At 67.0% G+C, this 621-nt stretch carries 1 protein-coding gene; it reads left to right on the plus strand.

Translation table 11 applies throughout. The features are described 5' to 3' along the window. Positions 1–171: 171 nt before the first annotated feature. A partial coding sequence (locus tag J6525_RS46650) for a sarcosine oxidase subunit gamma (RefSeq protein WP_225649639.1) occupies positions 172–621 on the plus strand: 450 nt, incomplete at its 3' end.

The following is a 621-nucleotide window of genomic DNA, read 5'->3' on the forward strand; positions in this document are numbered from 1 at the left end:
ATCCGGTCCGGAACGGCGACACCCTGGTCGAGGTGGTGCCGCCGGTCTTCTTCGACCCCGAAGGAAAAAATCTCCATGGCTGAGCTGTCGCGGACATCCGCCTTATCTTCAGTCCCGCGCGGCGCGCCAGGCGGCGGGGTGACAATCACGGAGCGTCGCGGTCTCGCGCTCATGACCATGCAGGCCCGCCGGCGACAGGAGCAAGCGCTGCGCTCGCGCATCGCACAGTCCTGCCAGACGGATCTGCCCGAGCGCCCTGCCTTCGTGACAGGACGCGACATCGCATTCGTCGGCCTCGCCCATGACGAGCCAGATTTGCGGGCCGAGGCCGACACGCCGGCTTTCCATGCCTCCTTCAGGTCGCTGGTAGGCGGGACGGCGTCGGTATCCGATCAGAGCGGCGGCTATACGGTATTCCGGGTCGGTGGCTCGGCTATCCGGGACACCCTCGCCAAAGGAGTCCCGATCGATCTCGACGGACGCGCATTCAACAGCGGCGACGCCGCCACCACGATCGTGTCCCACATCGGCGCCACGATCTGGCGACGCGAGGACGCGCCTGACGGCACCGCCTGCTTCGAGATCAGCCTGTTCCGGAGCCTCGCGCACAGCTTTTGGCAC

It is taken from the genome of Bradyrhizobium australafricanum (assembly GCF_020329495.1).
Taxonomy (GTDB): Bacteria; Pseudomonadota; Alphaproteobacteria; order Rhizobiales; family Xanthobacteraceae; genus Bradyrhizobium; species Bradyrhizobium australafricanum.